10 protein-coding genes are annotated in these 13135 nt (G+C 71.0%); 1 reads left to right on the top strand and 9 read right to left on the bottom strand.

The features are described from left to right. Positions 1 to 202: 202 nt before the first annotated feature. Positions 203 to 433 (top strand): hypothetical protein, encoded by a 231-nt coding sequence (locus tag AWB89_RS20600; RefSeq protein ID WP_085176178.1) that lies wholly within the window; start codon positions 203 to 205, stop codon positions 431 to 433. A 2-nt stretch (positions 434 to 435) separates the two neighbouring features. Here the strand turns inward: AWB89_RS20600 and AWB89_RS20605 are convergent, their stop codons facing one another. The 9 genes from AWB89_RS20605 to AWB89_RS20645 form a co-directional block, all read right to left on the bottom strand. Continuing rightward, positions 436 to 654, bottom strand: a complete 219-nt coding sequence (locus tag AWB89_RS20605; RefSeq protein WP_066972535.1) for a hypothetical protein — start codon at positions 652 to 654, stop codon at positions 436 to 438. Positions 655 to 663: 9 nt separating this feature from the next. Continuing rightward, a complete protein-coding gene (locus tag AWB89_RS20610) occupies positions 664 to 1524 on the bottom strand; it encodes a TIGR03619 family F420-dependent LLM class oxidoreductase (RefSeq protein ID WP_085176180.1) in 861 nt (286 codons plus the stop codon). Next, positions 1521 to 2168, bottom strand: a complete 648-nt coding sequence (locus AWB89_RS20615; RefSeq protein ID WP_085103948.1) for a PaaI family thioesterase — start codon at positions 2166 to 2168, stop codon at positions 1521 to 1523. Before AWB89_RS20615 ends, AWB89_RS20610 begins: the two co-directional genes overlap by 4 nt. Further along, positions 2165 to 5149 (bottom strand): bifunctional [glutamine synthetase] adenylyltransferase/[glutamine synthetase]-adenylyl-L-tyrosine phosphorylase, encoded by a 2985-nt coding sequence (locus tag AWB89_RS20620; RefSeq protein ID WP_085176182.1) that lies wholly within the window; start codon positions 5147 to 5149, stop codon positions 2165 to 2167. Before AWB89_RS20620 ends, AWB89_RS20615 begins: the two co-directional genes overlap by 4 nt. Before the next feature lie 51 nt (positions 5150 to 5200). Then, complete coding sequence (gene glnA / locus AWB89_RS20625; RefSeq protein WP_085103952.1) at positions 5201 to 6541, bottom strand: type I glutamate--ammonia ligase; 1341 nt, start codon at positions 6539 to 6541, stop codon at positions 5201 to 5203. An 89-nt stretch (positions 6542 to 6630) separates the two neighbouring features. Beyond that, entirely contained in the window at positions 6631 to 8283 is a 1653-nt protein-coding gene (locus AWB89_RS20630; protein ID WP_085176184.1) for a PE family protein, read from the bottom strand. Between the two features lie 106 nt (positions 8284 to 8389). After that, positions 8390 to 9952 carry an alpha/beta hydrolase gene (locus AWB89_RS20635; protein WP_142282593.1) on the bottom strand — a complete coding sequence of 521 codons (1563 nt, stop codon included), beginning with the start codon at positions 9950 to 9952 and terminating at the stop codon, positions 8390 to 8392. 153 nt (positions 9953 to 10105) lie between these two features. Beyond that, positions 10106 to 11668 carry an alpha/beta hydrolase gene (locus tag AWB89_RS20640; RefSeq protein ID WP_142280174.1) on the bottom strand — a complete coding sequence of 521 codons (1563 nt, stop codon included), beginning with the start codon at positions 11666 to 11668 and terminating at the stop codon, positions 10106 to 10108. 51 nt (positions 11669 to 11719) lie between these two features. Further along, on the bottom strand, positions 11720 to 13111 hold the full coding sequence (locus AWB89_RS20645) for a WS/DGAT/MGAT family O-acyltransferase (protein WP_085103960.1): 1392 nt from the start codon (positions 13109 to 13111) through the stop codon (positions 11720 to 11722). Positions 13112 to 13135 lie beyond the last annotated feature (24 nt).

A 13135-nucleotide genomic window follows, 5' to 3' on the forward strand; every position in this document is an offset into this window, starting at 1 on the left:
GCGGAAGCGGGGGCGCCGGTGGCGGCGATTTGATCCTCCCGTTAGCGCTGGTTCGAGATCTGTTGGTCTATTTGCTGTAGTCGTCGTTCGGCAGCGTTCCCGGATCAACGTTGAGCCTGAGCCCTACGCCTGTGCCGTGGCTTTGGCCGAGGTGTAGCTGGGATGTGACCTGCCCGCGACCGCGACCGAGCACGCTCATCTCATGGCAGCGCTAGCGGTTATCGCCGCACTCGGCACAGCCCTGTGCCTCGGCTACTACCTCGGGCGGCGCGCGGGCTCCCGGCCGACGACCTGGAAGCGGCGAACGAGCCGGATCGCGCTGGGCCGGCTGGCGATCAACCTGCTGGTGCTGGTCGCCGCGCGGCGCGTCCTGGCTCTGAGAATCGTTGAGCCGCTTGGGTTATTGCGCGGCGGGGTGGCGAGATTGCGATAGGGTCAATTGGGTCGCCGCCCCATGATCCCCCGGGTCATCCTGACCGGTTGCCCCTCGGCCATCTCGACGACCTCGAGCCAGCCCCCGGGCGCGATGTAGTGCCGTTCGACGTCCTCGCGGTGCATGTTGATGATCAAGACCCCCGCGTCGGTCACCTCGTAGCTGTCGAAGGCACCGTAGTCCCGCGGTTCGCCGTTGCTAAACACCACCGTGAACGCCACGGGCAAAGTTTAACCGTCGAGCGCCAGGTCCTTGCGAAAGCGCTGCATGCCGTCGATCTTGTCATCCAGGGTGGCGTCGGGCCCGGCGTAGAACATCCACGGCATGGTGATGATGCCGGTGATTCCGGCATCGGCGGCGCGCTGGTAGTCGGCGGTAGTGAAGGCGTCGGTCAGCGGCGTCAGGATGGTGAAATCGTCCAGCGAAAGCCCGTTTTCGGCCCGCAGTTCGCGCAGCCGGCCCACCGCCTCGATCGCGCGGTCGGTCTTGATCAGGTCACCGATCCAGCCGTCGTTGCGGGCCGCGCGGCGCAGCGCCACGTCGCTGAGCCCGCCGACATACACGGGTATCGGCGGCGGCGTCGGCTCCATCTCCAGCCGCGGCGCGCGATAGAACTCGCCCTGGAATTCCGTCCAGCCCGGCTGCCACAGCGCCCGCATCAGCTCGATGATCTCGTCGGTGCGTTTGCCGCGCGCGGCGAACTGCTCGCCCATCAGCGCGAATTCCTCCCGGCACCAGCCGACGCCGATGCCGAGCTCCACCCGTCCCGACGCCAAAACCGCGGCGGTGCCAATGGCTTTCGCCGCCGAGTAGGGGTTGCGCATCGCCGGAATGTAGACGGTGGTGACGAACCGCAGCCGCGTGGTGACCTGGGCCAGGGCGCCGACGAGGACCCATGGGTCGGGCCAGTCGGTGAACGGCTGCCAGCGCCGTTCCCCGTCCTTGGTGTACGGGTACGGGGTGTCGAGGGTCTCCAGGTTGACGACGTGGTCCGGGATGCCGATGCCGTCGTAGCCGAGTTCGTCGGCGGCCCTGGCGATCTCGATGATCTCCCGGGTGTTCAGGAAGGCGCTGCTGACATAGAACTTCATTGGGCTTCCCGCGCCCAGGACGGCTCGATGAAGACGCCGTCCGCCTCCACGGTGACCCCGGAGGCATCCGAAATCGTCCCGCGGGCAAAGACTTTCACACCCTCCTTGCCCTCGATCCAGGCCTCGGACCGGAGCGGGCCCAGCGGGGTGCCGCGCAGGTACTTCACGGTGATGGTGCCGGTGAACCGCGGCTTGGACAGCCCCTCGCTGGCGGCCTCGCCCAGCATGTGGTCGAGCACCAGGGCGCTGACCCCGCCGTGCACCAGCTTGGGCGGGCCCTCGTAGGCCGGGCCGAGGATGAACTCGCTCCAGCACCGGCCGCCGCCGTCGTGGTGGATGATCAGGGGCGGCGCAATCGGGTTGCCCAGGCCGATCGCGGCGTTCCCCAGGGTCAGCGGTCGCGCGCCGTCGACGCGGTAGCTCACACCGACCGGCCGGGTCCGTTGCCGCAACGACTCGGTGACGGCCTCGATCGCGGACCGCGCGTTGGCGACGACGTCGTCGTCGGCCGCGGTGTGGATGGTGGCGTCGATCAGTTCCCGGACGGCGTCGGCCAGCGGGGTGTACCGGGCCGTCACGCGTTGGGCCTCCTCCGCGCTGAGCACCTCGAAAATGGCATCCAACGCGCCGGCCTCCTGCCTCAACTCCCGAACACCTTCCGCACCACCGCTTTCGCCCGGCGCGTCACCCGAAGATAGTTGTCCAGGAATTCGCCGCCGTCATCGGTCGGCCAGCCGGCCGCGACGGCGACCGCGTTGAGCTGCCGCCCGGGGCCCGGCAGCTGGTCGGTGGGCTTGCCGCGGACCAGCACCAGCGCGTTGCGCGCCCGCGTGGCCGTCAGCCAGGCCTGCCGCAGCAGGTCCACCTCGTCGGCCGGCACCAGGTCGGCGGCGGCGATCGCGTCCAAAGACTGCAGCGTCGAGGTGTTGTGCAGCGCCGGGATCTCGTGCGCGTGCCGCAGCTGCATGAGCTGCACGGTCCATTCGATGTCAGCCAGCCCCCCGCGGCCCAGCTTGGTGTGGGTGTTGGGGTCGGCGCCCCGCGGCAACCGCTCGGCCTCGACGCGGGCCTTGATGCGGCGGATCTCCCGCACGGCGTCGGCCGACACGCCATCGGGCGGGTAGCGCGTCTGGTCGGCCATCAGCAGGAACCGCTGGCCCAGCTCGGCGTCCCCGGCGACCGCGTGCGCGCGCAATAAGGCCTGGATCTCCCACGGCTGAGCCCACTGCGCGTAGTAGGCGGTGTACGAGCTCAGCGTGCGGACCAGCGGGCCGCTGCGGCCCTCGGGCCGCAGGTTGGCATCCACCTCCAGCGGCGGGTCGACGCTCGGGGTGCCCAGCAGCGCCCGGATCTGCTCGGCGATCGACGTCGCCCACCGCACCGCCTGCGAATCCTCGACGCCGGCGGCCGGCTCGCAGACGAACATCACGTCGGCGTCGGAGCCGTAGCCGAGCTCCGCACCGCCCAGCCGGCCCATGCCGATGACGGCGATGGCCGCCGGCGCCCGGCCGTCCTGCGGCAGGTTGGCCCGGATCATCGCGTCCAGCGCGGCCTGCAGCACGGCCACCCACACCGACGTCAACGCGGCGCAAACCTCGCGCACCTCGAGGAACCCGAGCAGATCGGCCGAGCCGATGCGGGCCAACTCCCGGCGACGCAGCGTGCGCGCCGCGGCGATGGCGCGCACCGGATCGGCGTGGCGGCACGCCGAGGCGACCAGCGCGCGGGCCACGGCGGCGGGCTCGGTCTCGAGCAGTTTCGGGCCGGCCGCGCCGTCGCTGTAGTCCTGGATCACCCGGGGCGCGCGCATCAACAGGTCCGGCACGTAGGCGGACGTCCCCAGCACGTGCATGAGCCGCCGGGCCACCGCGGGCTTGTCCCGCAGTGTCGACAGGTACCAGGTCTCCCCCGCCAGCGCGTCGGACAGCCGCCGGTAGGCCAGCAGCCCGCCGTCGGGGTCGGGCGCATACGACATCCAGTTCAGCAGCCGCGGCAGCAGCACCGACTGCACCCGGCCGCGGCGCCCGCTCTGGTTGACCAGCGCCGACATGTGCTTCAGCGCGGTCTGCGGGCCCTCGTAGCCCAGCGCGGCCAGCTGGCGCTCCGCGCCCTCGGACGTCATGCCGTGCGCGATCTCCAGCCCGGCCGGCCCGATCGACTCCAGCAGCGGCTGATAGAAGAGCTTGGCGTGCAGCTCGGAGACCCGCACGTTCTGGTGCCGCAGCTCCTCGCGCAGCACCCCCGCCGCGTCGTGCCGGCCGTCGGGGCGGATGTGCGCCGCGCGCGCCAGCCAGCGCACCGCCTCCTCGTCGTCGGCCTCGGGCAGCAGGTGGGTGCGCTTGAGCCGCTGCAGCTGCAGTCGGTGCTCGAGCAGCCGGAGGAACTCGTAGGAGGCGGTCAGGTTCGCCGCGTCCTCGCGACCGATGTAGCCACCCTGCCCCAGCGCGTCCAGCGCGTCGACCGTGGAGGCCACGTGCAGCGAGTCGTCGCTGCGGCCGTGCACCAGCTGCAGCAGCTGCACCGCGAATTCGACGTCCCGCAGCCCGCCGCTGCCGAGTTTGAGTTCGCGGCCGCGGACCTCGGCGGGCACCAGCTGCTCCACCCGGCGCCGCATCGCCTGCACCTCGACCACGAAATCCTCACGCTCGCAGGCGATCCAGACCATGGGCATCAGTGCGGCCACGTAGCGCTCGCCCAGCTCGGCGTCGCCGGCGGCGGGGCGGGCTTTCAGCAGCGCCTGGAACTCCCACGTCTTGGCCCAGCGCTGGTAGTAGGCGACGTGCGACTCGATGGTGCGCACCAGCTCGCCGCTGCGTCCCTCCGGGCGCAGCCCGGCGTCCACCTGAAAGAAGGCCTCCGAGGCGACCTTCATCATCTCGCCGGCCACCCGCGCGCTCTGCGCTTCGGCGCGCTCGGCGACGAAGATGACGTCGACGTCGCTGACGTAGTTCAGTTCGCGGGCACCGCATTTGCCCATCGCGATGACGGCCAGCCGCGGCGGCGTCCGGTCGCCGCACACGCTGACCTCGGCCACCCGCAGCGCGGCCGCCAGGGCGGCGTCGGCGAGGTCCGACAACTGGGCGGCCACCACCTTGAACGGCAGCACGGGCTCGTCTTCGACGGTGGCGGCCAGGTCCAACGCGGCCAGCACCAGCAACTGGTCGCGGTACAGGATCCGCAGGCGTGCCAGCGCGGAGCCGGGGCCGGCCAACGCCTCGTCGACGCACGCGGTGAACGTCGCGAGCAACTCGTCGCGCGACGGCAGATGGGCCTTGCCGCGCAACAGCTTCCAGGATTGCGGGTTGGCGGCCAGGTGATCGCCCAACGCCAGCGAGGAGCCGAGCACCGCGAACAGCCGCCCGCGCAGCCCGCGCTCGGTGAGCAGCGCCGCGCTGAGCTCATCCCAGTCGCTGTCGGGGTTTTCCGCCAGCCGGATCAAAACCCGCAGGGCGGCGTCGGGATCCGGCGCGCGCGACAGCGACCACAGCCGGTCGACGTAGTCCTGGTCGTCGCGGTCGTACCAACCCAGCTGCGCCAGCCGGTCGCCCGCCGGCGGGTCGACCAACCCGAGCCGGCCCACGCTGGGCAGGCGGGGGCGCTCGGTCGCGGGTTTGGTCACGACCACGACCGTAGCGCAACCGACCGATCTCTCAGCCGGATCGGCACCGCCTGTGAGCTACAGCGACAGGTAGGTGCTCAGCTCGTAGGGGGTGACGTGGCTGCGGTAGTTCGCCCACTCCGTGCGCTTGTTGCGCAGGAAGAAGTCAAACACGTGCTCCCCCAACGTTTCCGCGACGAGCTCGGAGGCCTCCATCGCCTTGAGCGCGGCGTCGAGGCTGGTGGGCAGCTCGCGGTAACCCATGGTGAGTCGCTCCTCGGGCGTGAGGTCCCAGACGTTGTCCTCGGCCTGCGGCCCCAGCACGTAGCCCTTCTCCACACCACGCAACCCGGCGGCCAGCAGCACGGCGAACGCCAGGTACGGGTTGCACGCCGAGTCGGGACTGCGCACCTCGACCCGCCGCGAGGACGTCTTGTGCGGCGTGTACATCGGCACCCGCACCAGGGCCGACCGGTTGGCCGCCCCCCACGACGCCGCGGTCGGCGCCTCGCCGCCCTGCACCAGCCGCTTGTAGGAGTTGACCCATTGGTTGGTGACCGCGCTGATCTCCGAGGCGTGCTCGAGGATGCCGGCGATGAACGACTTGCCGACGTCGGACAGCTGCAGCGGGTCGTCGGTGCTGTGGAAGGCGTTGACGTCGCCCTCGAACAGGCTCATGTGGGTGTGCATGGCCGAACCGGGGTGCTCGGCGAACGGCTTCGGCATGAACGACGCCCGCGCGCCGTTTTCGATCGCGACCTCCTTGATGACGTAGCGGAACGTCATCACGTTGTCGGCCATCGACAGGGCGTCGGCGAAGCGCAGATCGATCTCCTGCTGGCCGGGCGCGCCCTCGTGGTGGCTGAACTCGACCGAGATGCCCATGAACTCCAGCGCCTCGATGGCATGCCGGCGGAAGTTGGACGCCGAGTCGTGCACCGCCTGGTCGAAATAGCCGGCCGTGTCGACGGGCAGGGGCCGCGACCCGTCGTCGGGGCCGGGCTTGAGCAGGAAGAACTCGATCTCGGGGTGCACGTAGCAGGAAAAGCCCAGGTCGTTGGCCTTCTGCAGCTGGCGCCGCAGCACGTGGCGCGGGTCGGCCCACGACGGGGAGCCGTCGGGCATGGTGATGTCGCAGAACATCCGCGCGGAGTGGTGGTGGCCGGACGGCGTGGCCCACGGCAGCACCTGGAACGTCGACGGGTCCGGATTCGCCACGGTGTCGGATTCGGAGACGCGCGCGAAGCCCTCGATCGAGGAGCCGTCGAAGCCGATGCCCTCCTCGAAGGCCCCTTCGAGTTCGGCCGGCGCGATGGCGACGGACTTGAGGGTGCCGAGCACATCGGTGAACCAGAGCCGAACGAAGCGGATGTCCCGTTCCTCGAGCGTGCGGAGGACGAATTCCTTCTGTCGATCCATGACCCGACAGTAGGCAACGCCTGTTAAATCCGTGTTACCGACGCCCGCTCAGAACCGTTGCGGTGCTCGCCGCCGACGCGAGTGAGGCGCTAGAGGCCGGTGCCGCCGCGGCCGCCGGTGGCGGTGCCGTCGCCGGGACTCCCGACGTCGGCGCTGCCGCCACCACCACCGCCGCCGCCTCCGGCGAGCACGTCGCCGACTCCGCCGCCGCCGCCGGTGCCGCCGCCGCTTCCGGGGCCGGGGCCACCGTTACCGCCGCCGCCGAGGCTGCCGCCGCTACCCCCTAAGCCGCCCTTGCCGCTGCCGATGCCGCCCCCGGTGCCGCCGCTGCCGCCGGTGCCGCCGAGCCCGATGCCACCGCCACCGCCGCCGCCCCCTGCGGCGTCCACCGCCGAGGCGGCGGTCCCGGTGACGCTGCCGCCGCCGCCGCCGTTGAGGACGAAGACCCCGGGCCCTGCGCCGTTGCCGCCGTTGCCGCCGGTGATCGTGGTGGCACCGAGGTTGACGGCGCCGCCGCCACCACCACCGCCACCGGTACCGCCCCGGATCAGCAAGTTGGAGCTGCCCCCCTGACCTCCGATGCCCCCGCCGCTGCTGACGTCGATGCCGAGGCCGGAATTGATGATCTCCGCGGAGCCGCCTTGACCACCGGCTCCAGCAGTGCCGCCGGTGCCGCCGGTGGCAAACAGGCCGCCCAATTGGCCGCTGCCTCCGACGCCGCCGCCACCACCGCCGCCGCCGGCGATGGCACCACTGCTGGCGGTGGTGGTGAGGATGCCGTGGCCGCCCTCACCGCCGTTGCCGCCCTGGCCGCCGTTGAAGCCGATACCACCGGCGCCGCCGTTGCCGCCGGTGCCGCCGACGCCGCCGCTGAAGGTGGTACTGCCGCCGGGGCCGCCGTCGCCGCCGTGGCCGCCGTCGCCACCTTGACCGAACAGGCCCAAGGCCGGGCCGCCGGCGCCGCCCGCACCGCCGGTCCCGCCGGGGCCGCCGTTGACGGCGCCTGCGGTGCCGGCCACCCCGAGGCCGCCGGTCCCGCCCGCGCCGCCGGTGCCGCCCTGGCTCAGCAGGCCGATGCCGGCCCCGCCGGGGCCGCCCGCGCCACCGACACCACCGCCGGCCGAGCCGGCGCCCCCGGTGCCGCCGACACCTCCGTTGCCGAACAGGATGCCGCCGGTGCCGCCCGCGCCACCGACGCCGCCGGTCGCGCCGGCCCCACCGGTACCGCCGTGGCCGCCGTTCCCGAACAACCCGGCGTTACCGCCCGGCCCGCCGGCTTGCCCCGGCGCGCCGGACCCGCCGTCGCCGCCGGAACCGAACAACAACCCGCCGGGGCCGCCGGGTTGCCCGGTCCCCGGCGCGCCGTTGACCCCGTTACCGATCAGCGGGGCCCCCAACAACAATTGCGTGGGCGCGTTGATCGCTCCCCGCACGTCTTGCCAAACCGTTTGCAGCGGCGAGGCATTCGCCGCCTCGGTTGCCGTGTAGCCGCCCGCCGCCGCGCGCAGGGTCTGCACGAACAAGTCATGAAACGCCGCCGCCTGTGCACCGAGTCCCTGGAAATGCTGGCCGTGGGCCGAGAACAGCGCGGCGATGGCCGCGGACACCTCGTCCTCCGCCGCGGCCAGCACCCCCGTAGTCGGGACCGCCGCCGCGCGGGCCGCGCCGAGCGCCGACTCGATGCCGGCCAAATCCGATGCGGCCGCCGCCATCATCTCCGGGGCCGCGATTGCAAACGACATGTCGGTCCACCCACCAGCTAGCCCCGGTTGCCACTAGCCCGGCGGTCCTCCACCCGTCAGGTGCATGCAACGTAGCAGGAGCCCCGGCGGCGGGGGCCGGTTTAGCTCAGGGGCGGCATTGCAGGGACGCCGGCGGCAGCGCCCCGGCCACGAAGTAGCGCACCACCGCGGTGTCCACGCACTGGTCACCGTTGAACACCGCGGTGTGCTGGGTTCCGTCGTAGGTGATCAGCGGTGCGCCCAGCTGGCGGGCCAGGTTCACGCCGGCCTGATACGGGGTGGCCGGGTCGTGCGTCGTGGAGACGACGACAACCTTGCCCGGCGCGGCGGGCGGCGCGGCGTGCGGCCGGGAGGTGGCCGGCACCGGCCACAGCGCGCACAGGTCGCGCGGCGCGTTGCCGGTGAACTGCCCGTAGCTCAGGAACGGGGCGACCTGGCGCATCTTCTGGTCGGCGGCCACCCAGGTCGCCGAGTCGGTCGGCGTCGGCGCGTCGACGCACCGCACGCCGTTGAACGCGTCCTGGTCGTTGGTGTAGTGCCCGCTTTTGTCGCGGCCTTCGTAGTCGTCGGCCAGCAACAGCAGGTCGCCGGCGTCGGTGCCGCGCGCCAGCCCGAGCAGGCCGCTGGTCAAATACTTCCAGTGCTGCGGGGTGTACAGCGCGTTGATGGTGCCGGTGGTCGCGTCGGCATAGCTGAGGCCGCGCGGATCCTTCGTCCGGCCGGGCTTGGCGACCAGCGGGTCGATCAGCGCGTGGTAGCGGTTGACGAACTGGGCCGGGTCGGTGCCCAGCGGGCAACCCGCGGAGCGGGCGCAGTCGGTGGCGTAGTCGTTGAAAGCCGTTTGAAATCCGGCCATTTGGTTGATGTTCTCGGCCACCGGGTCGACGGTCGGGTCGATGGCCCCGTCGAGCACCATCGCCCGCACATGGCTGCCGAACCCCTCGAGGTAGGTGGTGCCGATCTCGGTGCCGTAGCTGAACCCGAGGTAGTTGATCTGGTCGTCGCCCAGCGCCTGGCGGACCGCGTCCATGTCGCGCGCGACGGATGCGGTGCCGGCGTTGGCGAGGAACGCGTTGCCCATCCGGTTCGCGCACTGCTGGGCCAGCTGGCGGTAGACCTGCTCGATGTGCGCCACGCCGGCCGGGCTGTAGTCGACCATCGGGTCGCGCCGAAACGCGTCGAAGTCGGCGTCGCTGCGGCAGCGCAACTGCGGTGTCGAGTGGCCCACCCCGCGCGGGTCGAAGCCGACCAGGTCGAAATTGCGGGTGATGTCGCTGTTCTCCAGGTCCGACGCCATGCCCGCGACCATGTCGACCGCGGACGCGCCCGGCCCGCCGGGGTTGATGAACAGGGCGCCCATCCGCCGGCCCGTCGCGGGAACGCGGATCACGGCCAGCTTGGCTTGTGCGCCACCGGGATTCGCGTAGTCGATCGGGACGGAGACGGTGGTGCACTGGGCGGTGGGAAGGTCGCTGGTGTCGGTCAGGAATTGGTTGCAGCTGCCCCAGTTCTGCGGGCGCGCCGCGGCGGCCGGCGGGGCCGGGCTGGGCGTCTGGCCCGCGCCGGGCTCGGGGGTCGCGGCGGCCACCGGCAGCTGCGATCCCGCAACCAACAATCCGAACGACAGCAGCGCCGAGCTCAACGGTCTCAGGCGCGACATGGCTGTCAATATTTGCAGCCGCGAATACCCGTCACAGCGCGAAAAGGTCACGCCTTGGTCTCGCCTCCGCGTGTCGCGACCCATTCGCCGAACGTGCACTCAGGGCGAAAACCCGGCTGGAATCTCGCCGCCAGAGCACGTTCGGCGAAGGAATGAAGGCCGTCAGCACTTGGCGCCGCTGGGTGGCGTGCCGCCGCCGAGCAGATACTCCGTCACGTAGTCGTCGATGCAGCTGTCGCCCTGGAAGACCACCGTGTGCTGGGTTCCGTTGAAGGTCAGCAATGACCCGCGCAGCTCGTTCGCCAGGTCGACGCCGGCCTTGTAGGGGGTCGCCGGGTCGTGCGTGGTCGACACGACCACCGTCGGCGCCAGGCCGGGCGCCGAGATCTCGTGCGGCTTGCTGGTGGGCGGCACCGGCCAGAACGCGCAGGTGCCCAGCGGGGCGTCGCCGGTGAACTGGCCGTAGCTCATGAAGGGGGCGATCTCGCGTGACCGGCGGTCCTCGTCGATGACCTTGGCGCGGTCCGTAATCGGCGGCTGGTCAACGCAATTGATCGCCACCCGCGCGTCCGTGGCGTTCGTGTAATGACCCTTGGGGTCCCGCCGCATATACATGTCGGCCAGCGCCAGCATGGTGTCGCCGCGATGCTCCACCAACTCGGACAGGCCGTCGGTCAGGTGGTGCCACAGCGACGGCGAGTACAGCGCCATGATGGTGCCCACGATGGCGTCGGCATAGCTGAGCCCGCGCGGGTCCTTCGTCGGGATCGGCCTGCCCACCATCGTGTTGTTCGGGTCGACCATCGGGTCGATGAGGCTGTGGTAGACGTCGACGGCCTTGGCCGGGTCGGTGCCCAGCGGGCAGGTCGGCTGCTTGGCGCAGTCCGTCGCGTAGTCGTTGAACGCGTCCTGAAATCCCTTGGCCTGACGCAGGTCTGCTTCGACCTGGTCGGCGTTGGGGTCGACCGCGCCGTCGAGGATCATCGCCCGCACCTTGGTGGGGTACGCCTCGGCGTAGGCGGACCCGATCCGGGTGCCATACGAGTAGCCGAGGTAGGTCAGCTTGTCGTCACCCAGGGCCGCGCGGATGGCGTCCAGGTCGCGGGCGACGTTGACGGTGCCCGCGTTGGCCAGGAAGTTTTTGCCCATCTTGTCGACGCAGCGGGCGACGAACTGCTTGGTCTCGTCCTCCATGTGGGCGACCCCGGCGGGGCTGTAGTCGACGTTCGGCTCGGTGCGCAGCCGGTCGTTGTCCGCGTCCGAGTTGCACCAGATCGCCGGCCGGGACGAGCCGACGCCGCGCGGGTCGAAGCCGACCAGGTCGAACCGTTCCCGGATGCGCTTGGGCAGCGACTGGACCACGCTCAACGCGGCCTCGATGCCGGACTCGCCGGGGCCGCCGGGGTTGATCACCAGTGAGCCGATCTTGTCGCCGGTCGCCGGAAAGCGAATCATCGCCAGGGTCGCCACGTCGCCGTCGAGGTGGTCGTAGTCGACCGGCACGGCGAGCCGGCCGCACATCGCGCCGCTGGGGATCTTGGCCTTGGGGTTCGACGACCGGCAGGGGGTCCATTCGACCGCCTGGCCCAGCTTGGGCGCCTTCATGAGGGCGCGCCCGTTGACCACGCGGAGGCAGCCGCCGACCGTCAGCGCCACGGCGGCGATCGCCGTCCAGATCAGCAGCGTGCGCGCGATTCTGTCGCGGCGAAACACTCTCATGGTCACCTATGCTGCCAGAGCCAACCTGAGATTCTGATGAGCGGCTCCCACGCCCAACTACGCGGCGGCCGCCAGGAGTTCTTCCATCGCCACCGCGAAGTCGTCGGCCATCTCCCAGAGGTCCGGCAGCAACTCCGGGCACGAGATCAGCCCGACGTCCAGCGTGCCACTCAGCGACATCACCGTGATGTTGAGCCCCGAACCGTGAAAGATCGGCCCCAGCGGATACATCGCCTTGACCTCACAGCCCAGCAGGTACAGCGGAACCTGCGGGCCCGGGACGTTGGAAACCACCAGGTTGTGCACCGGCGCGCTCTCGGTCAACCGGGAGCTGGCGTACAGCCGCATGGCGATGCCGAACACGGCGGGCGCGGCGAACTGCGACCAGTCCTGCAGCAGCGAGGCGCCGATGGCCGAACTGTGTTGCTTGGCAACCGAATTCGCCTCGGCGATGGCCTTCAGTCGCTCGACCGGGTCGGCGATGTCGGTGTGCAGGCTGGCGAACATGGCCGAAACCTGGTTGCGGCCGGGGCGGTCGGACTTGCCGTGCACCGAGACCGGCACCGACGCCACCAGCGGCGATTCGGGCAGCGCGTTGCGCTCGGCCAGGTACTGGCGCAGCACCCCGGACACCAGGGCCATCACCACGTCGTTGACCTTGACGTCGAAGTGGTTCTTCACCTTCTTGACGTCCTCGAGGTCCAACTGCGCGTAGGCGATGTTGCGCCGGCCGGTGATGGTGGCGTTGAACGCCGTCCGGGGCGCGGCGAACGGACGCGCCATCGCCTGGCCGTCGACGGCCTTGCGCACCGTCGCGACCACCGACGACACGGTTTGGGGCAGGACGTTGGCCAGTTGCAGGGGGCGGCTGGCGAACCGGACCAACCCGCCCGCCGCGATCTGCCAGCCGCTGCCGCCGCCGACGCCGTCGACCGGATCGGGCGCGGGCGCGTCGGGCTCGGTCGCGCACAGCTGCGACATCAGGTTGGCGCCGGTGACCCCGTCGACCCCGGAGTGGTGCACCTTGGTCATCACCGCCAGGCGACCGCCCCCGTGGCAATCCGTGCCCGCCACCCCTTCGATGACCCACATCTCCCACAGCGGCCGCCCCCGGTCCAGCGGCAGCGACGCGATGTGACCGCAGATTTCCGACAACTCGCTGCGGCCACCCGGCGGCGGCAAGCCGATGCGGTGCAGGTGGCGGTCGACGTCGAAGTGCTCGTCGTCCACCCACACCGGGTGATCGAGGTTCAGCGGGCTGTTGGCCAGCTTCTCCCGGAACTGCGGCATCGCCTTGAGGCGCAGCGACAACGCGTCGCGCAGCCGGTCGAAGGTGTAGCCACCCGGCATCGTCGAGGTGTCCAGCTCCATGATCGAGCAAACATGCATGGGCTGCGCGGGCGTCTCCAGATAGAGGAAACTGGCGTCGAGACCGCTGAGCCGCTGCATGGCCGCCAATGGTATGTCTCACAC

Origin of the sequence: Mycobacterium paraense (assembly GCF_002101815.1) — a bacterium.
Taxonomy (GTDB): domain Bacteria; phylum Actinomycetota; class Actinomycetes; order Mycobacteriales; family Mycobacteriaceae; genus Mycobacterium; species Mycobacterium paraense.

What these genes read in the sequence shown, in the direction of transcription:
- AWB89_RS20630 (WP_085176184.1), bottom strand. Translation starts at nt 8,283, where the DNA reads ATGTCGTTTGCAATCGCGGCCCCGGAGATGATGGCGGCGGCCGCATCG.
- glnA (WP_085103952.1), bottom strand. Translation starts at nt 6,541, where the DNA reads ATGGATCGACAGAAGGAATTCGTCCTCCGCACGCTCGAGGAACGGGAC.
- AWB89_RS20600 (WP_085176178.1), top strand. Translation starts at nt 203, where the DNA reads ATGGCAGCGCTAGCGGTTATCGCCGCACTCGGCACAGCCCTGTGCCTC.
- AWB89_RS20610 (WP_085176180.1), bottom strand. Translation starts at nt 1,524, where the DNA reads ATGAAGTTCTATGTCAGCAGCGCCTTCCTGAACACCCGGGAGATCATC.
- AWB89_RS20645 (WP_085103960.1), bottom strand. Translation starts at nt 13,111, where the DNA reads ATGCAGCGGCTCAGCGGTCTCGACGCCAGTTTCCTCTATCTGGAGACG.